The organism is Clostridium sp. DL-VIII (assembly GCF_000230835.1).
GTDB lineage: Bacteria > Bacillota > Clostridia > Clostridiales > Clostridiaceae > Clostridium.
Genome location: NZ_CM001240.1, coordinates 4,696,810 through 4,719,881, shown reverse-complemented (window position 1 = coordinate 4,719,881; position 23,072 = coordinate 4,696,810). Strand labels below are relative to the sequence as shown.

22 protein-coding genes and 1 pseudogene are annotated in these 23,072 nt (G+C 29.3%); 20 read left to right on the top strand and 3 right to left on the bottom strand.

The genetic code is table 11. From position 1 onward, the window contains the following. The first annotated feature begins 49 nt into the window (after positions 1–49). From CDLVIII_RS21745 to CDLVIII_RS21735, 3 genes are all read left to right on the top strand, one after another. On the top strand, positions 50–835 hold the full coding sequence (locus tag CDLVIII_RS21745; protein WP_009171629.1) for an ABC transporter ATP-binding protein: 786 nt from the start codon (positions 50–52) through the stop codon (positions 833–835). A gap of 2 nt (positions 836–837) precedes the next feature. Further along, a complete protein-coding gene (locus CDLVIII_RS21740) occupies positions 838–2,496 on the top strand; it encodes a hypothetical protein (protein WP_009171628.1) in 1,659 nt (552 codons plus the stop codon). 173 nt (positions 2,497–2,669) lie between these two features. After that, on the top strand, positions 2,670–2,936 hold the full coding sequence (locus tag CDLVIII_RS21735; protein ID WP_009171626.1) for a hypothetical protein: 267 nt from the start codon (positions 2,670–2,672) through the stop codon (positions 2,934–2,936). 141 nt (positions 2,937–3,077) lie between these two features. Here the strand turns inward: CDLVIII_RS21735 and CDLVIII_RS21730 are convergent, their stop codons facing one another. Beyond that, positions 3,078–4,316 carry an MFS transporter gene (locus tag CDLVIII_RS21730; protein ID WP_009171625.1) on the bottom strand — a complete coding sequence of 413 codons (1,239 nt, stop codon included), beginning with the start codon at positions 4,314–4,316 and terminating at the stop codon, positions 3,078–3,080. Between the two features lie 177 nt (positions 4,317–4,493). Further along, positions 4,494–5,402, bottom strand: a complete 909-nt coding sequence (locus CDLVIII_RS21725) for an AraC family transcriptional regulator (RefSeq protein WP_009171624.1) — start codon at positions 5,400–5,402, stop codon at positions 4,494–4,496. A 115-nt stretch (positions 5,403–5,517) separates the two neighbouring features. Between CDLVIII_RS21725 and CDLVIII_RS21720 the strand changes: the two genes are divergently transcribed. The 4 genes and pseudogenes from CDLVIII_RS21720 to CDLVIII_RS30205 all read left to right on the top strand — a co-directional run. Then, complete coding sequence (locus CDLVIII_RS21720; protein ID WP_009171623.1) at positions 5,518–5,922, top strand: maltose acetyltransferase domain-containing protein; 405 nt, start codon at positions 5,518–5,520, stop codon at positions 5,920–5,922. Positions 5,923–5,998: 76 nt separating this feature from the next. Beyond that, positions 5,999–7,228: an IS91 family transposase gene (locus CDLVIII_RS21715; protein ID WP_009170364.1), complete on the top strand. Its 1,230-nt coding sequence runs from the start codon at positions 5,999–6,001 to the stop codon at positions 7,226–7,228. A 15-nt stretch (positions 7,229–7,243) separates the two neighbouring features. Beyond that, entirely contained in the window at positions 7,244–7,438 is a 195-nt protein-coding gene (locus CDLVIII_RS21710; protein WP_009168857.1) for a hypothetical protein, read from the top strand. A gap of 91 nt (positions 7,439–7,529) precedes the next feature. Further along, positions 7,530–7,724: pseudogene (locus tag CDLVIII_RS30205) on the top strand (DapH/DapD/GlmU-related protein); the annotation flags it as partial. Positions 7,725–7,995: 271 nt separating this feature from the next. Here the strand turns inward: CDLVIII_RS30205 and CDLVIII_RS21705 are convergent. Then, positions 7,996–8,295, bottom strand: coding sequence for a hypothetical protein (locus tag CDLVIII_RS21705; RefSeq protein WP_009171621.1), 300 nt, complete (start codon positions 8,293–8,295; stop codon positions 7,996–7,998). Between the two features lie 170 nt (positions 8,296–8,465). Between CDLVIII_RS21705 and CDLVIII_RS21700 the strand changes: the two genes are divergently transcribed. The 13 genes from CDLVIII_RS21700 to CDLVIII_RS21645 all read left to right on the top strand — a co-directional run bounded on the left by CDLVIII_RS21700 (position 8,466) and on the right by CDLVIII_RS21645 (position 22,761). Beyond that, positions 8,466–9,509, top strand: a complete 1,044-nt coding sequence (locus tag CDLVIII_RS21700) for an SH3 domain-containing protein (protein ID WP_009171620.1) — start codon at positions 8,466–8,468, stop codon at positions 9,507–9,509. Between the two features lie 378 nt (positions 9,510–9,887). Continuing rightward, the gene (locus CDLVIII_RS21695; protein WP_009171619.1) at positions 9,888–11,201 is read left to right on the top strand and encodes an extracellular solute-binding protein; all 1,314 of its coding nucleotides are present in this window, start codon (positions 9,888–9,890) and stop codon (positions 11,199–11,201) included. Between the two features lie 139 nt (positions 11,202–11,340). Then, complete coding sequence (locus CDLVIII_RS21690) at positions 11,341–12,243, top strand: sugar ABC transporter permease (RefSeq protein ID WP_009171618.1); 903 nt, start codon at positions 11,341–11,343, stop codon at positions 12,241–12,243. Between the two features lie 5 nt (positions 12,244–12,248). Further along, a complete protein-coding gene (locus tag CDLVIII_RS21685; protein WP_009171617.1) occupies positions 12,249–13,091 on the top strand; it encodes a carbohydrate ABC transporter permease in 843 nt (280 codons plus the stop codon). Positions 13,092–13,159: 68 nt separating this feature from the next. Next, on the top strand, positions 13,160–14,935 hold the full coding sequence (locus CDLVIII_RS21680; protein ID WP_009171616.1) for a sensor histidine kinase: 1,776 nt from the start codon (positions 13,160–13,162) through the stop codon (positions 14,933–14,935). Further along, positions 14,935–16,494 (top strand): response regulator, encoded by a 1,560-nt coding sequence (locus CDLVIII_RS21675; RefSeq protein ID WP_009171615.1) that lies wholly within the window; start codon positions 14,935–14,937, stop codon positions 16,492–16,494. The genes CDLVIII_RS21680 and CDLVIII_RS21675 overlap by 1 nt, the downstream gene beginning before the upstream one ends. 1 nt (position 16,495) lies before the next feature. Next, positions 16,496–17,827 carry a glycoside hydrolase family 30 protein gene (locus tag CDLVIII_RS21670; RefSeq protein WP_009171614.1) on the top strand — a complete coding sequence of 444 codons (1,332 nt, stop codon included), beginning with the start codon at positions 16,496–16,498 and terminating at the stop codon, positions 17,825–17,827. Between the two features lie 266 nt (positions 17,828–18,093). Beyond that, a complete protein-coding gene (locus CDLVIII_RS21665; RefSeq protein WP_009171613.1) occupies positions 18,094–18,822 on the top strand; it encodes a glycosyltransferase family 2 protein in 729 nt (242 codons plus the stop codon). Next, positions 18,819–18,968, top strand: a complete 150-nt coding sequence (locus CDLVIII_RS31565) for a hypothetical protein (RefSeq protein WP_009171612.1) — start codon at positions 18,819–18,821, stop codon at positions 18,966–18,968. The genes CDLVIII_RS21665 and CDLVIII_RS31565 overlap by 4 nt, the downstream gene beginning before the upstream one ends. Further along, entirely contained in the window at positions 18,965–19,312 is a 348-nt protein-coding gene (locus tag CDLVIII_RS21660; protein WP_009171611.1) for an EamA family transporter, read from the top strand. Before CDLVIII_RS31565 ends, CDLVIII_RS21660 begins: the two co-directional genes overlap by 4 nt. Positions 19,313–19,359: 47 nt before the next feature. Then, the gene (locus tag CDLVIII_RS21655; RefSeq protein ID WP_242835791.1) at positions 19,360–20,646 is read left to right on the top strand and encodes a glycosyltransferase family 39 protein; all 1,287 of its coding nucleotides are present in this window, start codon (positions 19,360–19,362) and stop codon (positions 20,644–20,646) included. Then, positions 20,622–21,323 (top strand): response regulator transcription factor, encoded by a 702-nt coding sequence (locus CDLVIII_RS21650; protein ID WP_009171609.1) that lies wholly within the window; start codon positions 20,622–20,624, stop codon positions 21,321–21,323. Before CDLVIII_RS21655 ends, CDLVIII_RS21650 begins: the two co-directional genes overlap by 25 nt. A gap of 55 nt (positions 21,324–21,378) precedes the next feature. Then, positions 21,379–22,761, top strand: a complete 1,383-nt coding sequence (locus CDLVIII_RS21645) for a HAMP domain-containing sensor histidine kinase (RefSeq protein ID WP_242835790.1) — start codon at positions 21,379–21,381, stop codon at positions 22,759–22,761. Positions 22,762–23,072: the final 311 nt, after the last annotated feature.

The following is a 23,072-nucleotide window of genomic DNA, read 5'->3' as shown; positions in this document are numbered from 1 at the left end:
AATAGAATATTAAATATACACATTTGGTGCTTTTAGAAGGAGCAAAGTTATGGAAAATTTAGAGAGTATAATATCGATTAAAGATCTGAGAATGAGTTATGGAAATAAGTATGTACTTGATGGTATAAATTTAGAGATCCCAAGAGGGCAGGTAATAGGGTATATAGGAACTAATGGTGCTGGTAAAAGTACAACTATAAAAATAATGCTTGGTATAATAGAAGGCTATGAAGGGAAAGTAGAAATATTAGGGCAGGATATAAGTAATGGAAATGTAGAGTATAAGAAGAAAATAGGATATGTTCCAGAGCTTGCAGATATATATGAAAATTTAACTGCATTTGAGTATATAAGTTTTTTAGGTGGGATATATGAATTAGAACAGGAAAAACTTATTGAAAGAGCAGAGAAGCTTATGAGGTTGTTTTCAGTTCAAGGGGTTATGCATTCTAGAATATCATCTTATTCAAAGGGAATGAAGCAAAAATTACTTATAATATGTAGTTTGATTCATAATCCAGATATACTATTTTTTGATGAACCTTTAAGTGGGCTTGATGCTAATAGCGTTATGATATTTAAAGAAATTATGAGCAATCTTGCTAAAGAAGGAAAAACTATATTTTATTCTTCTCACATAATGGATGTTGTTGAGAAAGTGAGTAATAGGATTGTACTTATTAATAATGGAAAAATAGCAGCAGATGGGAGTTTTGAAGAACTTAAAAATAGTAAAAAGGAAAGTTCTTTAGAGGAAATATTCAATCAATTAACAGGTTTTAATGAACATGGACACATTGCTAAAGAATTTGTTTCTTTAGTTGAAGAGGTATAGCTATGAAAGAATTTAGAATATTAAAGCTATTAGATAAATTTCAAGTTTTATATAAAAAATCTGGCGTTAACTATGATATTATGAGGATGATTTTACAAATAAAATTAACTATGGACGGACGAAGAGTAAGTACTGTTTTAAATAACAATAGGAAATCTGTTGAAAATGAAGATAAAAATAATTATATACGATTACTTTTGTTTAATGGGTTTTTAAGTATTTTTATTGGGCTAATGTTGACAAGTAAGATATCAGCGTTAAGAAATATAAACATTGTTATAGGCGTAAATTTATTTATGATGGTATCTCTTATGATATCAGATTTTTCAGCAGTTTTATTGGACGTACAAGAAAAAAATATACTATTACCAAAGCCAATAGACAGTAAAACTTTTAATGCTGCAAAGCTAACCCATATATGCGTATATCTTATGGGCATATCCTTGTCTTTAAATTTTATTCCTTTAATCTTTGGAACAATAAAATATGGATTTATATTTCCACCAATTTTTATTATAGAAAATATATTATTAACTCTAATAGTTATAGTAATAACGGCATTTTTATATACCATAGTTTTGAAGCTTTTTGATGGAGAAAAACTAAAGGATATTATAAACTATTTTCAGATTTTTGTAGCATTTGTATTTACTTTTGGATATCAGTTATTTAGTAGAATTTTTGCTATTACAGGTATTAAGACTGCTTATGTGCCAAAGCTTTGGCATGCTCTACTTCCGTCCATGTGGTTTGCAGCCCCTTTTGGAATATTAATTGATAGAGATAGAAATAAATTTTTGATGGTCTTATCTGCACTGGCTGTAGTTGGACCAGTTATATTGATTATGTTTTATATTAAAAAAGTAGTACCTTATTTTGAAAAGAATCTTCAAAAGTTAAATGATAATGGAGGAAACATAATTCGTGGAAATAAAAAAGGAAAAGAATTTATAGCGAATTTAGTTTGCAAAGATAAAATTGAAAAAAGTATGTTTATATTTACTAAAAATATGATAGCAACAGAAAGAAATTTTAAGCTTAAGGTATATCCATCTCTTGCAATGGCGGTATTTATACCGGTCGTATTTATGTTTACTGATAGAAGAAAATCGTTTATCGAAAGCATTCAGACAAGCTGTGATGGGAAAGCACAATTGTTAATATATATAAGTGTATTAATGTTATGCTTTTGCACTGCTTATATAAATAATAGTGATAACTATAAAGGCGCATTTATATATAAAACATTGCCAATAAAAGATCCTGGAGTGATATTAAAAGGAGCAGTAAAGGGAACTTTATTCAAATTAATTATACCGATTTATGTATTATTAGCTATAATATTTTTAGTTTTAAAGGGGCCATCGATAATTATGGACTTAATCACAATGTTTTTAGTTTTGTTAATATCAGCCTTGATATATTTTAAAATGTCAAATAAAACGATGCCTTTCAGTGTGAAATTTGCTATAGTTGATAGCGGCAAACTTATAGGCCCAGGAGTGATAACATTAATTTTTATTGGAATATTTGCAGCAATACACATAGCAATTATAAATAATATTATATATGTTGGAATATTTGCATTCATACTTCTTATTATTAATATAATTCTTTGGAGAATAAGCTTTAATATAAGTTGGAAAGACATAGAAAGGTAAAAGATTGCACTATTTTAAATTTATTATTGGAATAATATTGAGTTAAGAGTGGAGTATAATATGGCAAGTTTTTTTGAAAATGTAATTAAAAGTATGGAAATTGAAAGGTATATCAGCAAGGCAAGCGGGAAAAAGATAATAATCTGGGGTGCTGGTGAAGAAGGAGGAGCAATATGATTTTGGTAAATTGTGTATGGAGACAGGAAGATATTATAAAAGCAGTAGAAAGTGTAAAAGTAGATGATAAAAATGTTTTTAGATCTGTAAAGGTTGAAGGTTTTAGAATGTTTTTTGAAACAATAGTTGATGATATGCAAGGTATAAAAATGATTAAAGCAGCTATAAAAGAGATTCCTGGATATGAAGCATTATTTATAGATATTGTGCCAGTTGTTAATGATAATGTATTTGAAGGATATAATAAATTATTGTATAAATAAAAAGTAGAATTACATTGAATAAGCTATATATAATTGAAAAATATTACATATTTATAATGATTATTTAAAATAAATTAAGATACCTAAAATGTTACATAAGTGACATTTTAGGTATCTTAATAAAAGCTGATATTTTATCAATTACTGTTCTGCGGAATCTGTTTCATTTTGAACTGAAACATTAAAAATTAACGATGTCAACAGAGTTCCTATAAGGAAAAGCAATCCTGCTGCAATGTAAAGAACAGTTAATGAAAATTGACTTTTAAGCCAGCCAGTAAGTGACATAGTAATTACCATAAATCCCATAAACATAGGATTTAAGACTCCATTTACTCTTCCTACAAATTCAGCTTTTGTAAGCTGCAAAATCAGTGTGTTAATTCCAATCTGAATGCAAGGCATGAAAAATCCATTAAAGAATTGAAACATGAGTATGACAATCCAGCTTGAGGACAACCCCATACCAACCATTGAAATAGCATTTACTAAAAGTCCTACTGCAAGAAGTTTTTGAGGCATTACCTTTTTGGATATGGTCATAACTAAACCGCCGCCAATAAACATGGCTGCTCCATTTACCATAAGCAGTAGCTGAAGATTCTCTTTAGGAAGGCCTAATCTTTCTACTATTAGAAAAACTCCAAGCGGCTGTATAATTCCAACAGCAAGACCTGCAGTTGCAAATACAGAGCCTAGAATAGTTAAGGCTCTTTCCTGCCAAACATAGTTGAAGCCTTCTTTTAATTCTTCCAAGAAATTATTTGAATTCTCTTTTTTCTCAACTATCTTATCAGGTGGCAATAGCGTTAATACTGAAGCTGATAGAAAGAAAGCTACTCCCATTATTGATATAGAAACATCTATTCCAAACTTTTGAAAAACAATTGTACCGAGCATTGGTCCTATGATCATAAATATAGACAAAAGAGTTTGAAAAATAGCCATTCCTGTCTGCATAAATTCTTCTGGAACATGAATTTTGAATAGCTTCATTGCAGAAGGCTGAGAAAACTGAGATAAAATCGATGAAATAAAGGTTACAAAAAACACAGCCTGCCAGCTTCCAAATATTATTGTAAGGAGAACTGCAAAAACTGAAACAGAACTTAATAAGTCACACCAGACCATTGTACGTTTTGGACGCCATCTATCTGCAAAAGTTCCTCCTATGAATGAAAATATAAATATTGGTGCAAATTCAGCAACTGAAATTAGGGAAACTGCAATTGGATTATTATCTGTCTTATCCATTACAAATAATAATATGGCAAAGTTACGAACCCATATTCCTATTTGTAAGAAAATGGAAGAAATCATAATGACCTGAACAAATCTGTTCCGGAAAAACGAAGACATTGACATTGAAGGTTGTGTCATATAATTGCTCCTTTTAAATTATTCTAACTTGTAGTGAATATATATAATACTATAGCATAGGTTAAAACTCAAGTTAAAGTTTTATAAAGATAAAGAATAATATTTTATAAGAGATTTAAGGAATAAAAATTGATGCTATTTGTAAGTTTAGTAAGGGTTAAATTGAAAAAATAGAACTTATTCATCTGATAAATACTTCTTTTTATATTCTGAAGGTGTAATTCCTAATAATCTATGAAATATCTCTGTAAAATAGCTACTATTAGAAAATCCTATTAAAGCTGCAGTTTCAGTAATATTCAATCCATCATTTAGTAAATAAGGAATGCTCTTCTGAATACGATATTTTAAAAGGTAATTAAAAGGTGTCTCGTGTACGATTTTCTTGAATAATCGGCAGCAGGAACTTTTACTGAGATTTGATGCGTAAGCTATATCATCTAAAGCTATATTTTCTTTATAGTGAGCATGAATGTAGTCTAAGGCAATTTTTATTTGTATAACATTTTTATGATTTTTAAGTGGTTCTTTTGGAAGTTTACAATAAACATCTTTATAAAGATGGAATATTAACTCAAACAACTTACTTTGAATCAATAATTCATAACCATCAAGTTTTTCATTATATACTTTTTCTATTTCTAATAAAGTTGAAATTATATGTTTATTTTCATCGTCCATACAATTAAAATATGCAAAAGGTACTCGTTCACTAGTAATTAATTCAGCTAAATATTTACTTTCAAAAATACTGTTTTTATGTCCTGATAATAAAACTGGAAGAAAGGTCATTCCAAAATATTCACAATTTAAACTTCGGTAAGATGTTCCGGAATGTAGACAGTTTTGATTTACAAACATAGCATCTCCGGCTTTAACAAGGTATTGAGTGTTATTTACTTGATATAACATTGATCCACTTTTTATATATGCAAATTCTAGTTCTGGATGCCAGTGGCATTGAAAAGTAGATCCAACATAATTAGTGATTTCTTCATAGCCAATTCGGAAAGGAAAACTATCATTTCTAGCATATTCCCTGTCTTCTAACTGATTTTCATAGATATTTAATTTTTTAATTCCCATAAATCCTCCATATGATAATATTGTTATAAAATATAACGATATAAATATATAACATCTTAATATATAACATTATACTTATGATTATAATCATAAACAATATATAGGAGGTATACTCATGAGTGAACTAGATAAATGTATGAAAGGTGATGTTTTTAACTGTATTGATAAGGAACTTACTAATATAATCAGTAAGGCTAGATTGCTTACACATCAATATAATTTCATAGCTACTGTAAAAGAGAAGGAAAATATTCTTAATGAATTATTAGAGAAAGTTGGCTCTAACGTGAAGATAGATACACCATTTTATTGTGATTATGGAAGGAATATATCTATAGGAGATAATGTCATTATTAATATTAATTGTACCTTTATAGATTGCAATAAAATAGAGATTGGCAATAATGTTTTAATTGCATCTAATGTTCAAATATATACAGCCACTCATCCGGTAAAGGTAGAAGAACGTTTGTTGAAAGATTGGAAAGAAAGTAGTGGACAAGCATTTTTTATTGTATAGGAAAGTATAAAAATCGCGCTTGCTGAAAGCGCGGTGTAGACTTGCATTAGGAAAATATATGTGGTAAATTGATGAAATGATTAAGAGTAAATTAAGAAGAATATTAGAGGAAAATTGGAATGAATTTTATAAAAGATATAAAAACAGAATTAGACCTAGTGTTATTGCAGAAGTAAAAAAAGTTATGAAATGCAAGGATATAAGTAATGGTTATATTGAATTAAAATGTAAGGAATGTGGCGAAATAAAGAAAGTTGGGTTCACTTGTAAAAGTAGATTTTGTACATCATGTGGAAAGGTTTATGTTGATAATTGGGTTAATGGAATGCTGGGAAAATTAATAAATGTAAAGCATAGACATATGGTATTTACAATACCAGAGGAACTTAGAAATTACTTCGGAAGAGAAAGAGATAGGCTGAAGTTACTTCCGCAATGTGCAGCTAAAGCTGTTACGAGTTGGATGTATAAGCAAAATAAAAAAGAAGAATTTATACCTGGAATTATAGCAGTTATACATACTTTTGGACGAGATTTAAAGTGGAATCCCCACGTCCACATGATGGTTACAGAAGGTGGAAAGGGCAAGCTAACTACCTGGAGAAATTTTAAATATTTTTCGTATGAAGCATTAAGAAAGAGATGGCAAAAAATATTATTAGATGAAATAATAAAAAGAGAAGGAAATAAAGATAGTTTTAAACGATTAAAGAACAAAATATATAAAAATAATAAAGATGGATTTTATGTTCATGCTAAAAATGAAATAAAATCAGCAAAGATAGCTGCAAAATATATTGGAAGATATGTTGGACGACCTGCGATAGCAGAATCAAGAATAATTGCGTATGATGGTGAAAGTGTAACATTTAAATATAAAAGACATGAAGACAATAAAGAAATAATAGAGAAAGTGTCAGTCTTTGAGTTTATAAAAAAAGTTATAATACATATACCAGACAAGAATTTTAAAATGGTGAGATATTTTGGACTGTATTCGAGGAGATGTAAGGATAAAGATCAATTTATCAAGATGATAGATAAGAAAATAATACAAATTAAGAAATCAATAGAAAAGTGGGAATATCGAATTCTTGCGTCTTTTGGGGTAGATCCATGCAAATGTTCTAAATGTGGTGGTAAGATGAGATTTAATGATATAGTGTATCCACGATACGGCTCGATGCGAGAATATTTTAAAGATAAATTTATAAGTGAAGGGAAAGAAAAATTAGAAAACATCCTGGAAATATATGCAATTGCAAAAGGAGTACTATATGGTAAAATAAAGCCGACAACAACATAGTTGGAGGGATGTTAAGTGAAAGATATAATACCATATAAATGTTTAAATTGTGGAATAACAGAAAATATACCTAGGGAGGTTGTAGAATACTTTGATGAGATGGATCAAAGTAATATAGATGAACCGCCTTGTTTTTCATGCGAAAAATGTGGCGGAGTTATGAGACCTAAAGAATACAATGGGGTATATGGCAAAAGTTATAAACTATAAGAAGAAAACCATAGAGGAACAGCAATCTCTATGGTTTTTAATTTAACTAATAATAATTTCTCCGAAGGAGCGTGTCGCAGACACTTTTGTTCGGACTTATGCTCTGTCAGTTAAGATTGAAGATAATGTTTGGGTTGGTGGAGGAGTTATTATTTTACCAGGAGTTACTATTGGAAAAAATAGTGTAATTGGAGCTGGAAGCGTAGTAACAAAGGATATACCTGAGAATTGTGTTGCAGTTGGGAATCCTTGCAGAGTAATTAAAAAACTTAGTGTGGAGGAGTAATAAATGATAAAGGCAATGATATTTGATTTAGATCAACTAAAAAGATTAAAACAAGATAAAATATTTAGAACAATTAAGGAATTTAAAGAGTTCATTTTTATGTGGTTTTAGGTAAATTTTTAAAGAGAGTCTTTTTACTTTTGATGCAACACCCGCGAAAATTCATATTGGACTTTTGCGGGCATTTTTGATTTTTAAGTTATAATATCCATGTTTACGTTTATACATTATAGAATAGAGTTAAGCAAGAAGATTTTATAGTCTTCGTATATTACATGAAATTGCTATCTTCTTCAACGAGTTGTTTACCGTGAGTGGTAAGTATATATTTTTTTTCACTACTTGGTGATTTTGATGTGTTGGTATCCTTAATCAAATTGCATTCTTCAAGATCCTTTATAGAAGCTTTTACTATTTTTAAATGTTTATTAGCAAACTTTGAGAGGATATCCGGTTGATTAAGAGTTTTATCTGGATAGAGTTCATATAAAATTTTCTTTGCATAATGTTTATGACTATCTTTAATTTTTTCATATAGCAATTGATAGAAAGTTAATTGTTTAGCACTCATTTAATACCTCAAATATAATAATTTTATTAAAGTATATGATTGGCTCTATTTATTATATTCATAATAAATAGTAAAGTTAAGTGATTTTTATTTAAAATAGAGAGAAGATGACTTTTCTATAATTGTGTGGTAAAATATAAAATATATGTATATTGGGAGGGGCTGAATAAATGGTAAGAAAGAGAATACTTTTAAGTTTACTAAGTCTACTAATAGCAGCTGGCAGTATTTCATTTGACGGAGTTAATGCAAGTGCAGCGACGGTAGATCAAAGTAAAACTGAAGGTTATATAGTTAATAATAAAGCGTATGTATATAATCCAGAACTTCAAATTGATTTAAAAGTAAGATCAACTCCAGATTTAAATGGAAGTATAGAAGGAAATTTATATAATTATGACAACGTTCAAATTTTAGGTACAGCACAGGGAAGCGGTATTGTATGGGATAAGATTATGTATAATAACAGCATTGGATATGTGAGTGATGCGTACATAAAACATTATACTTCTCCAACAGATAGTGTAATTAATGTTGCAAAAAATGTTAGCAAGCAGTTTGAGATTGGAAATTTAAATCAAGTTGCAAGAAATTTTGATGGACAAGGGTTATCTTTAGGATACCTTCAATGGTGTATAGGTCAAGGGACTTTGCAGCCGCTTCTTAATAGGATGGATAGGGAGTATAATGCTGAAATGAAGAGCATTTTTGGGACAAACTATGATGCTATTCATAACATGATACTTGATACTACAGAAAATCAACTTGCATGGGCAAAGTCTATTAATAATTCAGCAAATGCAATTTCACAGCCTTGGTATTCACAGTTAGTTAATTTATCTAATAATCAGCATTTTATAAACATTGAATTTGATGCTGAAGCATATAAAACTGAGCAGGCAATGATTATATGTGATAAGTATAATTTAAAAACAGTAAGGGGATTTGCTCTTGCTTTTGATATAGCAGTCCAGAATGGAGGTATAAGCCCAGAAGCCGCACAAATTATTGATGCAGCTCGTTCAAAAAATCCTAATATGGCTGAAAAAGATTTACTAAAGGTTATTGCAAATGCAGTGGCAGACACTTCGGTTACTAATAATGAAGATATCCGTTTAAGAAAGATGGCTATAGTTAATGGGTCAGGAACTGTTCATGGATTTATACTTGATTTAGATAAAAATTATGGATTAAGTGATAGTTATTGGAGATAAAAAAGAAGCGGTTATAAATTCAGTGAAAATTGAGGATCTTATTTTTATAAAATTTTACATGATATAAATAAGAAATGCAGAGAACGAAAGTAGCAGTTATCAATTTGTTTTGGAACTGCTACTTTTTTATAATAAAATAGCAAATTTTATTATAATGATGCATAAATATGGAATTGCTTTATGGATATCATTAACTTGGATGCACTATTTTGTATTATGATGTTTTATAAAAAATCAGCTAATAATTGATTTATTTAAATGTTTACACAAACATATAAAATTATAGATAAAAGATGAATTATTCAATTTTTATTTATTGTTATAGATGGTAATATTTAGATGTGCTAATTATATTAATAATTATGGGGGGAAAATTGTATGAATAAGAATTTTAAGAAGATAGCATCAATCATAATGACTGCAGCTATTGCTTCTACACTTATGATTGGCTGTGGAAATACTTCTACTCAGACAAGTGGAAGTGCATCATCAGGAAAGACAAAATTGACCTTATGGCATATTCAAACATCAACAGCAGCAGATGCAATAAAGGCTTCTGTAAAGAGGTTTATGGAAGCAAATCCTCAATATGATGTGGAAGTTGTTGATCAGGTTAATGACTCTTACAAACAAAAACTATCTATGGCAATGAGTTCCAATCAAACTCCAGATGTATTTATTCAATGGGGAGGATCAGGATTAATCGATTATGTTAATTCAGGAAAAATCGCAGATCTGACAGATTTTATGAACAAGGATAACTATAAAGATAAATTTATAGATGCAGGTATTCAGCAATCTTCATATAATGGCAAAATTTATGCTGTTCCTGTTGAAAACGTATCCGTTGCAGGATTTTTCTATAATAAAGATATTTTTGCAAAGTATGGTTTACAAGAACCAAAAACTATTGGAGACTTAGAAGCTGTCTGTGATAAGTTAAAAGCAAACGGAGTAACACCATTTGCATTAGCTAATGCTACAAAATGGACAGGATCAATGTACTTCATGTATTTGGCAACTCGATTTGGTGGTCTTGACCCATTAACAAACGCAGCATCAGGAAAGGGTTCTTTTGAAAATCCCGCATTTGAATATGCAGGAAATAAGATTCAAGACTGGGTTAAAAAAGGATACTTTATAGATGGATTTAATGGTATGGATGATGATAGTGGCCAAGCTAGACAAGCATTATATAAAGGTGATGCAGCTATGGATTTAATGGGATCATGGTTCACAGGTACAGTACTTGGTGAAAATCCAGACTTTATGAGTAAATTAGGATTCTTCCCATTCCCAGCATTAGAAGGTTCAACAGCTGACCAATCACTTTGCGCAGGAACTGTTGGAGATAATTTATATTCAATTTCAGAACAATGCAAAGATAAAGAGGGAGCTTTTAAATTAATTCAATCATTATTAGATGATCAAGCATTACAAGACCGTAAGAAATTAGGTAAAATTATTCCACTTAAATCTTTCAAGCCTGATGATGCTTTGACACAAAAAATCTTAGATACAGTTAATAGTGCCAAGGGAGTTCAATTATGGTATGACCAATACTTGCCAGCAGAAGTTGCAGAAGTACACAAGTCAACTTGCCAAGAGATATTTGGTTTAACTAAGACTCCTCAAGATTCAGATAAAGAATTACAGGCGGCTATGGATGCCTATAAAGCAAAAAATAAATAATTATAGCAACATAAATTAAGATTAAAGCTGTTGTAAAATAATATTTTCATAATATTGATTTTAAATCACAAAGATTAAAAAATATATGATGAATAAATTTTACAGCAGCTAAATTAATTATGAAAAGGAGAGAGACAGTATGCGGACACAAAATAGTAGTTTAGCTAAAAGGCGTGCTGCGTCAACAAGAAATGCAGCAATTATATTTCTTGTACCAGCATTTTTATTCCTAATAGTATATATAGCATATCCAATTGTATATTCTTTCAATTTAAGTTGCTATAACTGGAATGGATTTGCATCGAATAAGGCATTTGTAGGTTTAAATAACTGGAAAGAACTTTTAGGGGATGCAGTATTTAAAAAAGCTTTTTTAAATAATATAATCATTATGGTTTTATCTATAATTGTTCAATTGCCAATAGGTATGGCGCTTGCAACTTTTTTAGATTTTGGTGGAAAGAAGTTAAATGTGTTTAAAGTAATCTGGTTTATACCAATGCTAATGTCATCTGTTGCCATTGGTTATTTATTTAAATATGCCTTAGACGCAAGTTCTGGTATAGTAACTGGAATTTCTAAATTATTTGGAGGACACTCAATAGATTTATTAGGGAACCCTAAGACAGCATTATTAACTATTACTGTAGCAATATGCTGGCAGTTTATACCTTTTTATATGGTGTATTTCTTAGCTGGATATAGCAATATACCTGCAGATTTATATGAAGCAGCAATTATCGATGGTGCTAAAAAGAGTCAGTATTTTTGGAAGATAGCACTTCCACTTATGAAGCCTGCTATTAAGAGTGCAATAGTATTATCAATGGTTGGATCATTAAAGTATTTTGATCTTATATATGTTATGACAGGTGGAGGACCAGGTAATGCATCAGAACTTATGGCAACATATATGTATAAAAATGCCTTTTTATCTCAAAGAATGGGATATGGGTCTACAATTGCCTCAGGAATGTTTATTCTTATAACAATAATATCCTTAGTTACAATTAAGGCATTAAATAGAAAGGAAGAGATGTGATTATTATGAAGCAGGATTTATCAATAAAAAAAATATCTATAAAAGTTATCATTGGAATACTTGCAGTAGTCTGGCTTTTAATTACAATAGTTCCTTTTATATTTATGTTGCTCGCAGGATTTAAGCAGCAATTTGAAATGCTCATGGGAAGTGTATTTGATTTACCAAAAGGTTTGTATTTAAAGAATTTCATTGAAGTATTTAAGGGAAACATATTTATTTATTTAAAAAACAGTATATTAGTACTTATAGTTTCATTGGTAATTTTACTATTCTTAAGTGCATGTGCATCATATCCATTATCTAGGTTCAAATTTAAACTAAATAAACCAATTTATGGTATAATAGTAGCGTGTATGTCAGTACCAGTTCACGTAACACTTCTACCTATATTCCTAATGACTAATAAGATGGGTTTATATGATAGTCCTTGGGCGCTAATAGGTCCGTACGTAGCTTTTAATCTACCGATTTCAGTCTTTATATTAGTTACATTTATGCAGGCTATACCTAAGGAGTTAGAAGAAGCAGCTGAAATAGATGGATGTAGTAAATATAAGATATTCTATAATGTTATGTTGCCACTAGTAAAGCCAGGGCTTGCAACTTTGGCTATTTATAATGGTGTCGCTATATGGAATGAATTTAGTTTTGCTTTGGTTTTAACTCAGACATTGCCTAACAGAACATTACCTCTTGCTATTTGGGAATATCAAGGACAATATACAATGAATGTTCCAATGATCATGTCAGTGCTTACTATTTCTATGTTACCAATGATCATAGCATTTATTTTTGGACAAGATAAATTGATAAAAGGTATGATGGCAGGGGCAGTTAAAGGGTAAAAATATCATAATAAACATAGGAAGTATTATTTCTGATATACAAAATATTTATAAAAAGGAATAACAATATGTATAAAGGGTTAAGAGAAATAATAAATAAACTTTCTAGAATGAAATTTAACCAAAAGATAACTATATTCTTTATTTCAGCAGTTTTAATTACCAATAGCTTTGTAATTTTTGCAGTTTATCAGTTAGCGGGAAAAGAAATTACGGGAAAATCCAGTAGATTAGTGCAGGGACAGTTTGAAACTGTAACAGATATTTTAAATATAACCTTAAAGAACATTATTGGAACATCAAATATAATTACAGGAGATGATCGTGTAAAAGAATTTTTAATGAATAATAGGCTGACTTCAAAAAATTATAATAAGGATACAAGTGATGCTTATTCTTCAATACGATATTCTCTAGATTCAAACCGCTATATAGATTATATTGCATTAGTAAAATTTGATGGGCCAGAATTAATATATGTAGGAGAGACGTGGACAAGTAATGATTTTAGAACTCAGACCTTAAAAGATTATCAGGATGCAGTGGACACTAATTTTGGTAATTTAAAAATAAGCATGAAGAGAAAAGTGTTTTATCCAGATCAGTATGTTCTAAATGTCTATCAACCTATTAATGATAAATACAATTTTAATAAATACACTGGATTTTTAGTTATAGGAATTGGAGAAAAAAATATTAAAGAGTTCTATTCTAATTTAGATAAGGGGTTAAAAATACAAACGTATTTAACAGATAAGGATGGAATTATAATATCAAATGAAGATAAATCCCTAATTGGAACTGAAAGCCTTTATAAGGATGTACTGCATGGAAAGAGTGGACAGCAAAAAATAGGAAATAAGATGATTATCTATGAAAAACTCGATAATTGGGATTGGTATATGGTAGGAGAGATACCGAGGGAATCAATGCTGAAAGATACTAATACGGTGATATTTATAATAATAATATTGGTATTAGGAGCTGGGGTATTAATAAGTATAGCTTGTTATAAACTCAGTAATAATTTATATAAACCTATGGATACTATTGTAAAGAAAATGAGAGAGGTGTCTATGGGAAATCTTGAAGTTAGAATGGAACAAAAATATGAAGGTAAAGATTTTAAACAATTGGCAAACGGCTTTAATATTATGATTGAAGAAATTAATATACTTATGTATAGGATAAAAAAAGAGCAGTCAGAGATTAAGCAGATAGAATTAAACAGATTACAATCTCAGATTAAACCTCATTTTTTATATAATACTTTAGAGTGTATACATTGGCAGGCTTTATTAGATGGAAATAAGAATGTATCAAGAATGGTAAAAGCTTTGGCTAATTTTTATCGATTGTGTTTAAGCAAGGGAAAAGATATTATATCTCTTTCTCAGGAATTAGCTAATGTAGAGAATTATCTGATTATTCAGAATATGAGATATGGCGATATTGCTGAGTGTGAAATAAGTATAGATGATACATTTAAAAACGTATTAATACCTAAACTTACCCTGCAGCCATTAATAGAAAATTCTATTTATCATGGAATACGAGTTAAGGATGGATATAAAGGAAAGATATTTGTGAGTGCAAAGGAAGAAGGAGATAAGATAATAATATCAGTTGCTGATAATGGAGTGGGAATGGAGCAGGAACAAATTGATGAAGTAAATAATTCTATATCAATATTTGATGAGAAGACAGGCTATGGATTGAGAAATGTCCATAAGAGAATAGAAATATTGTTTGGCAGCGGGTATGGTTTATATTATAGAAAAAATGAATATGGTGGAATTACAGTAGATGTTCTATTACCTAAAGGTAAAGGAGAGAATAATTAATGTATAAGGCTATAGTTGTGGATGATGAAGAGATGATTCGAAAAGGGATATGTAACGTTATTCCCTGGGAAAAGCTCAAAATTAATAATGTGAAAATGGCATCCTCTGGATTTGAAGCTTTAAATATTATGGAAAAAGAAACCTTTGATATTATGATTACAGACATATGTATGACTGAGATGAGCGGATTATCTTTAGTTGAAAAAATTAATTTGTTAAATCCAAAACTTAAAGTAATAGTACTAACAGGATATGATAATTTTGAATATGCTCAAAAATGCTGCAGGATGAAGGTTGAGGATTATCTTTTAAAACCAGTAGATGAGATAGAACTTGAAAATGCTATTGAGAGATTAATTGAAAATTTAGAGAATGAAAAAAGAGTAATTCATAAGCAGAAGATAAACAGGAGGATACAAGGAGTAACTGAACAATTAAAGCTTGAGCAGATAATGCAGAATTTACTTTATGATCTAACTAAAACTAATCAGATTAGTACAGTATTAGAAGAGTATTCCTATGATAAAGATGAAATGCTGCAAATTGCATTGTTATGTCCAGTTATAGATGATAATTTAGCATGGAAACAGCACTTTGAATTATTAAATTTATCTATTAAAAACACCTGTATTGAATTGTTTGACTCCCCAAAAGAAGGAATTACGTTTGAGGATAAAAATAAAAATGTAATAATTGCTATATTTGTACGAGAAGAGTTAGAAGAGGTAACTCGGAGAATACAACATTTAATCACGTATTTAAAAAATGAATATGATATCAATCAAAAAGTAATTTTAGGCAGTGTTGTATGTGGATTCAATAAGATAAATATTTCATATAATGATGCGTATGTGTTACTTAATAATAGGAGCTCTTATGATGGAATTATTACAGAAGAGCACATGGAATTACATTTAAGCTTGTTTAACGAGAGGGTACAGGGGCTTCGCAAAAATATGATAGATAATATAGATAATTTAGAAAAGGTGATGGAAATCTATGAGACTTATACAGAAATAATAGAATTTTATAATCTGTCTACTTCATTAGTGAAGAAAACATGTTTTGACATTGGTGGAGGAGTATATTTTGCCTATATGATGGAAAAAGGAGAAGTATCAGCAGATAATAAGTTAAATTCTTTATTAATCTCCCTTCAAAGTTGTAATAGAGATGATGCAGTTAAAATAACTAGAGATTTTATAGTGCAGATGCTCCAAACTGACATTGGAGAAAGCCATGAAATTATAAGAAAAGCAAAGCTGTATATTAAAGAGCATTTAAATGAAGATATTTCAGTTTATAGTATTGCAGAAATGCTTTATTTGACTCCAACTTACTTCTCAAAACTATTTAAGCAAAGCACAGGGGAAGGCTGCAATAACTATATTATTCGTAAGCGAATACAAAAAGCAAAATCATTATTAGAGACCACTAGTATGAAGACTGGGAAAATAGCTACTTTAGTAGGATATAGGGATACAAATTATTTCTCTTTAGCCTTTAAAAAGCAAACAGGAATGTCTCCAACTGAATTTAGGGAAAATGGAGGTAATTAATATGCAGAGTGGAATTTTAATTTCAACGACTCAGCAAGAAAATTTAGTAAGCAGTAAAGTATGTGCAGGAGCTGAAAAATTATATCATGTCTTAAAACTAGATGGACAATCATATCAGACTATGGAAGGGTTTGGTGGATGTTTTAATGAGCTTGGATATATAGCTTTAAATAAAATCTCTACACAAAAGAAGGAAGAAGTGCTAAGAAATTTATTTGGAGTAGAAGAGTGTAATTTTACTTATTGCAGACTACCCATTGGCGCAAATGATTATTCAGCAAACTGGTATAGTCTAAATGAGGCCCAAGGCGATTATGAAATGAGAAATTTTAGTATAGAAAGGGATAAGGAATATTTAATTCCTTATATTAAAGATGCAGAAAAATATAGCGGAAAGCTTAATTTATTTGCATCTCCATGGAGTCCACCAACGTGGATGAAATCTCCTCCTGTATATAACTTTGGAACTTTAATATGGGAAGAAAAAAATTTAAAGGCATATGCTCTTTATTTTAAGAGATTCATTGAGGAATATGAAAAGGAAGGTATTAAAATTAATCAAGTTCATATACAAAATGAACCAATAGCAGATCAAAAATTTCCTTCTTGTGTTTGGTCAGGGAAAGAATTACGTGATTTTGTGAAAAATTACATTGGACCATTATTTGAAAAAAGTAAAATGGATACAGAAATATGGCTTGGAACATTGAATTCACCTTATGATGATTATGGAGACAGTAACTGGCAGTTTGGCCAATATAATAATTTTGCGAATACTGTACTAAGTGATAAGGAAGCTAAAAAATATATAAGTGGTGTTGGATATCAATGGGGGGGAAAGCATGCCTTGCTGCAAACCAAAGTGGCATATCCAGAAATGAAGTTGATACAAACAGAAAGTGAATGTGGAGATGGGAAAAACAGCTTTGAATATGCTGAATATGTATTTAATTTGATATGGACATACTTAATAAATGGAGCGTGTGCGTATACTTATTGGAATATGGTACTTGAAGAAGGAGGAGGCAGTACCTGGGGATGGAATCAGAATTCTTTAATTACAGTGAAGGATAATAAGGAAATTAAATATAATCCAGAATATTACTTAATGAGGCACTTTTCAAAATATATAAAGCAAGGAGCAATTATGAAGGGATTAAAAGGAGACTATGCTGGAAATGCTCTAGCTTTTGAAAATCCAGATGGGAGCATCATATTAGAAATATTAAATCCTTTTGATGATATTCAGGAAGTAACTTTTAATATTAAAGGTATAAATTATAACTTTAATATGAAAGCACATTCGTTCAATACCTTAATAATAGATGGTTGATTTATTTTTGAAGATATAAAGAACAGCAAATTATAAAAATATATTGTTTAGAAATACCTAGAGAAAGTTTAGGTATTTCTTTTTTGTTTTTCAAAAAAGAAAGTAAATACATGTACTGTAAAAAATTCTTGGAGTAATACAATTCATCTATAGTTTTTATATTACAAAAGATAACTTAATAAATTCTTCATAAATTTAGTAAATAGTTCTTAAATTTTTATTATTAAAATTTAATCATACCAACAATGGGAATGAGGAGGGATTTAATGAAGTGTTTGATTATAGTACCAGCTTATAATGAAGAAAAAAATATATATAATGTAGTAGCTTCTATAAAAAACAATAACATGCATGCAGATATTATAGTTATAAATGATGGTTCTAAAGATAATACGTATTTGGAAGCTAAAAAAGCAGGGGCAAAAGTCATAAATTTAAATGAAAATTTAGGAATAGGAGGAGCAGTTCAAACTGGTTATATTTACGCATTAAAAAAAGATTATGATGTGGCTGTGCAAATAGATGGAGATGGACAGCATGATCCTAGAGAATTGAAAAAACTAATTGAACAAATGGAGGAAAATGATTTTGACATGGTTATAGGTTCAAGGTTTGTTGAAAAAACAAATTATATACCAAGTATATTTAGAGCAGTAGGTATAAAGTATTTTTCTAAATTAGTTTCTATATTATGTAAGAATAATTATTATGATACTACTTCAGGTTACAGAATAATAAATCAAAAGGGAATAAGACTTTTTGCGAAATATTATCCAAAGGATTATCCAGAAGTAGAAACTATAGTATATGCATACAAAAATGGGCTCACGATTAAAGAGATTGGTGTAAATATGAGGCAGAGAAATAAAGGAAAATCATCTATAACATTTAATAAGTCAATCTATTACATGATTAAAGTTACAATAGCAACATTAATGGTGGCTCAGAAACAAGTTTATTTGAATAATAATTTTGAAAAGGAGATGAGATCATGAGTTTAGTGGAAATTTTGTTTATAATATTATCCTTTATAACAGCATATTCAATTATGCAAATAGTTGAGATTAAGAAAAAGCTAGTTAGATTAGTTCAAGAAAATGCTGTTATATGGCAATTTATAAAGGAGCATGAATACAAATGATATATATTTTATTGTTCATAAACATTATAATGCTGGTTTGTGGTCAAATATTATGGAAGTTTGGAGTAAATAAAAGCAATTTTGATTTTTCTATACATGAAATTATTAATATAATTTTTAATCTATACATATTGGGTGGAGGAATTGTTTATGTGTTTGCCACAGGAATTTGGATTTATATATTATCAAAAGAAGAACTCAGCAGAATATATCCTTTCCAAAGTTTATGTTATGTAATTGGAATATTAGCTGGAGTTTTAATATTTAAGGAAAGCTTTACACCTAGTAAAGGTTTAGGGGCATTATTTATTATTATGGGAGCATTTATTATTGCTGGTAAATAGTATCAAGCTTAGATAACATCTAATGATTACAGGGTAAAACAATATTAATGAGAAAGGAAGAAATGATGATTCATGTGTTTAAGGAAGACAAAAAGATTAAATTAGGACTTATATTAGTAGAAATATTGTTTATAGTAATAGCATCAATTTCAAGTTTTAAATATGGAAATTCAACACTTCTCGGAAGTTTAGAACAATTTGATAATGATGATGTTAAATATATAAGAAGTGCTTGGAATTTAGTACAAAGTGGGATATTTTCATATGAAAATGTAAGCAAGTCCACAGTATACATAATGCCAGGGCTCACACTTATATTATCACCTTTTGTAATATTATTCGGTAAATTCCAAGCAATTATGGCATTTAGGATATTTCAAATTGTTTTGCAGGCTGGCAGTTTAAATTTAATATTTTTGATAGGAAGAAAGGTTTTTAATAAAAAGGCAGCTTTGGCAGCTTGTATTATCGATTCAATTTATATAGTTGAGATATATGCAGCAAATCTTATACTTATGGAGACTGTATTTAAGTTTATATTTTTACTTCTTGTATATTTGAGCATTGTAGCACTAGAAACTAAGAAAACAAAACATTATGTACAAGCAGGCATAGTTTGGAGTTTTGGGTGTTTGTTTAAACCTACAATAGCAGCTTATCTAATAGTTATATTTATTGTTTGGATTAAAAATAGGTATAAGGTGAAAGAAATGGTTAAGTATGCTAGTATAGTAATATGTATATTTTGTATAATAATGTCATCCTGGTGGATAAGGAACTATAAAGATTTTAATATGTTTATACCATTTACTAAGTCTAGTGGAAACCCTTTTTTGCAAGGAACTTTCATTAATTATGATCAAAGTAACGGATGGGGTGTAGAGTATAGGCACAGTGAAAATTTTATACAAAGCAACGAATACGAAATAGAAGCAGGAATGGAAAGATTAGAGAAATATGGAGTACAAGAACCTCTAAAATTTATTTATTGGTACACCATTGGAAAGACTTTATATTTTTGGTATGAACCATTTTACTGGTACGAAATTTTAGGGATTACCTATAAGTGGGCATTCTTAGAACATTATCTTATATTAATAACAGCTGTTATTAGCATTATTAATACTGTTAGATCACAAAAGTGGAATTTAGGAAAGCAGGTAATTGCATTAAGTATAATAGTGATGAATTTAGTATACTTACCATACTATACATGCAGCAGATATGCATATCCGCTTATGCCTTTAGTGATTATTTTTTCGAGTGATTATGTGTTGAAGTTTGTAAGTTTAAAGGCAGGGAGTAAAAAATGGAAAAGAAGCAATCAATATTAGTGGTAGATGATGAAAAAGATATTAGAGAAGTTATTGAAATTTATTTAGTTAATGAAGGCTTTGAGGTTATTACAGCATGTGATGGATTAGAAGCTTTAGAAAAATTAGAGAATACTAATCTAGATTTGATAATTTTAGATATAATGATGCCTAAATTAGATGGCATTAGGACATGCTTAAAAATAAGAGAAGAAAAGAAGATGCCTATAATAATGCTATCAGCTAAAGGTGAAGATAGTGATAAGATTTTAGGCTTAAATATAGGTGCGGATGATTATGTTGTAAAGCCATTTAATCCTTTAGAGCTCGTGGCTAGGGTGAAATCTCAGATAAGAAGAAACACAAGTTTTAATGAGCCAAGGGAAGAAAACAGCGATGAGATATGTGTAGATGGACTTGTTATAAATAGAGCTACAAGGGAAGTCTTTGTAGATGACAAGTTTGTCAGGTTAACTCCAAGGGAATTTGATATATTAACAGTTTTAGCATTAAATCTTGGGAGGGTTTTAAGTACGGAGCAGATATATGAAAAAGTGTGGGATGAACCTTTTTTTAATTCTGATAATACTGTAGCTGTTCATATAAGAAATATAAGAGAAAAGATAGAGATTAATCCTAAAGAACCTAGATATATAAAATTAGTATGGGGTGTAGGGTATAAGATTGATAAACAATAAAATAAATAGACTAGACATATGTAGGATTTCTTTTAAATATGTTTAAGCAGTAGGAGTGGATCAGTTGAAAAAAAAGATGATAAGAAGTTTACATAGTTTGAATATAAAATTTACATTAATGAATATACTTAGTTTTTTTATAATAGCAGGTGGAATTGGTGGAATTATATATTCGATTTATATAAATAGTCCAGCTGGAGATATTAATGATTTTAACAGTGCTTTTGTTGATACAGAGAAATTTGTAAATCGAAATGATGATTCCAGCGAGGAATATTTGAACAATGTTGCAAGGTTATATAATGTAAATGCTGCTGTTATAGATATTGAAGGAAAAATATTATTAAAATCTAATAATGTCACTGAAGATAGATTTGATATGGATAAATTATACGGGTGGTTTCAAAGAAAATATGAAGATGAAAATTTTTATCAGATTTATGATATTACAATAGATAATAAACCTGAAAAATTGCTTATATATAGAAAGTATAAGCAATGGTATAAAGGATTAGATGATACTGAAATGTTCTGGATTTTATTGGCACCTATTATTGCAGCAATGATTTTAATGTTCTTTTTAATAAATAGAAAAGTAAAGTACATTAAAACAATGGCAAAAGGAGCTGAGGAATTTTCAAGTGGAAACTTAGATTATAGAATAAAGAGAAAAGGCAATGATGAACTAGGATTTCTAGCTCAAAGCATGAATGATATGGCTGAAAAACTTAAGGAAAATATGGAAAAGGAAAGGGCTCAGGAAAAGTTTAAAAGTGAACTGATAACTAATGTTTCTCATGATTTAAGAACTCCATTAACGTCGCTTATAGCCTACTTACAGCTTACGGGAGATGAAAAAACTTCACAGGGAAATAAAGAAAAGTACACTGATATATCCATAGAAAAAGCTTATAAGTTAAAGCAGCTTATTGAGGATTTATTTGAATATTCAAAGTTGGAATCCGGTGGGATATCCTTAAATAAAAGCGAAGTGAATGTAGTTGAGATATTAGAACAAAGCATTGGAGAATTATTTATAGAAGCCCAAAAGAAAAATATGAATTTTAAGAAAGAATTTAAAATGTCTAAAGTGATTTTGAATGTTGATTCTAGTAAATTAGGAAGGGTTTTCGAAAATTTATTATCAAATGCAGTTAAGTATGGAATTGAAGGTACAGATATATATGTAAATTCAATTGATTGTAATGAATACGCAACTATTGCATTTAAAAATGAAATGGCGAGCGAAATTTCTGGAGATATATTAATGATTTTTGATAGATTTTATAGAGGTGATAAATCTAGAAATTCTAAAGTAAGTGGTTCAGGGTTAGGTTTGGCTATTTCAAAGAATATAGTAGAAATGCACAATGGTGAAATTTGGGCAGAGTGTAATAGTAATACGTTTGAGATTTATGTGAAGATTTATAAAAGCTAAAAAGTCGTAAGAAAAAGCACTAAAAACCTTATTTATCATTAATTATTAAACCAGCGAAAATCTAAAGTTTAGGTTTTTGATGGTTATTTTTTATTAATGGCCTATTTGCATTAAAACAACTTAAGTAATAAGAAAAATAAGAAAAAAAATTTAGAATTTTCAAACAAAAGAATAAAATAGCAATATTTTATGCTATAATGTTTGCTGTAAATTTAATTTTTTATATAAAATTTTAAAATAATTATATTGGATTAATAGCTGATTATGAAAAATTACAAAATGTTTGTAAGGTGATATTATTTCTGTACAAG

What these genes read in the sequence shown, in the direction of transcription:
- CDLVIII_RS21685 (WP_009171617.1), top strand. Translation starts at nt 12,249, where the DNA reads ATGAAGCAGGATTTATCAATAAAAAAAATATCTATAAAAGTTATCATT.
- CDLVIII_RS31565 (WP_009171612.1), top strand. Translation starts at nt 18,819, where the DNA reads ATGAGTTTAGTGGAAATTTTGTTTATAATATTATCCTTTATAACAGCA.
- CDLVIII_RS21740 (WP_009171628.1), top strand. Translation starts at nt 838, where the DNA reads ATGAAAGAATTTAGAATATTAAAGCTATTAGATAAATTTCAAGTTTTA.
- CDLVIII_RS21665 (WP_009171613.1), top strand. Translation starts at nt 18,094, where the DNA reads ATGAAGTGTTTGATTATAGTACCAGCTTATAATGAAGAAAAAAATATA.
- CDLVIII_RS21720 (WP_009171623.1), top strand. Translation starts at nt 5,518, where the DNA reads ATGAGTGAACTAGATAAATGTATGAAAGGTGATGTTTTTAACTGTATT.
- CDLVIII_RS21675 (WP_009171615.1), top strand. Translation starts at nt 14,935, where the DNA reads ATGTATAAGGCTATAGTTGTGGATGATGAAGAGATGATTCGAAAAGGG.
- CDLVIII_RS21650 (WP_009171609.1), top strand. Translation starts at nt 20,622, where the DNA reads ATGGAAAAGAAGCAATCAATATTAGTGGTAGATGATGAAAAAGATATT.
- CDLVIII_RS21660 (WP_009171611.1), top strand. Translation starts at nt 18,965, where the DNA reads ATGATATATATTTTATTGTTCATAAACATTATAATGCTGGTTTGTGGT.
- CDLVIII_RS21690 (WP_009171618.1), top strand. Translation starts at nt 11,341, where the DNA reads ATGCGGACACAAAATAGTAGTTTAGCTAAAAGGCGTGCTGCGTCAACA.
- CDLVIII_RS21680 (WP_009171616.1), top strand. Translation starts at nt 13,160, where the DNA reads ATGTATAAAGGGTTAAGAGAAATAATAAATAAACTTTCTAGAATGAAA.
- CDLVIII_RS21655 (WP_242835791.1), top strand. Translation starts at nt 19,360, where the DNA reads ATGAGAAAGGAAGAAATGATGATTCATGTGTTTAAGGAAGACAAAAAG.
- CDLVIII_RS21670 (WP_009171614.1), top strand. Translation starts at nt 16,496, where the DNA reads ATGCAGAGTGGAATTTTAATTTCAACGACTCAGCAAGAAAATTTAGTA.
- CDLVIII_RS21705 (WP_009171621.1), bottom strand. Translation starts at nt 8,295, where the DNA reads ATGAGTGCTAAACAATTAACTTTCTATCAATTGCTATATGAAAAAATT.
- CDLVIII_RS21745 (WP_009171629.1), top strand. Translation starts at nt 50, where the DNA reads ATGGAAAATTTAGAGAGTATAATATCGATTAAAGATCTGAGAATGAGT.
- CDLVIII_RS21730 (WP_009171625.1), bottom strand. Translation starts at nt 4,316, where the DNA reads ATGACACAACCTTCAATGTCAATGTCTTCGTTTTTCCGGAACAGATTT.
- CDLVIII_RS21700 (WP_009171620.1), top strand. Translation starts at nt 8,466, where the DNA reads ATGGTAAGAAAGAGAATACTTTTAAGTTTACTAAGTCTACTAATAGCA.
- CDLVIII_RS21735 (WP_009171626.1), top strand. Translation starts at nt 2,670, where the DNA reads ATGATTTTGGTAAATTGTGTATGGAGACAGGAAGATATTATAAAAGCA.
- CDLVIII_RS21725 (WP_009171624.1), bottom strand. Translation starts at nt 5,402, where the DNA reads ATGGGAATTAAAAAATTAAATATCTATGAAAATCAGTTAGAAGACAGG.
- CDLVIII_RS21715 (WP_009170364.1), top strand. Translation starts at nt 5,999, where the DNA reads ATGATTAAGAGTAAATTAAGAAGAATATTAGAGGAAAATTGGAATGAA.
- CDLVIII_RS21695 (WP_009171619.1), top strand. Translation starts at nt 9,888, where the DNA reads ATGAATAAGAATTTTAAGAAGATAGCATCAATCATAATGACTGCAGCT.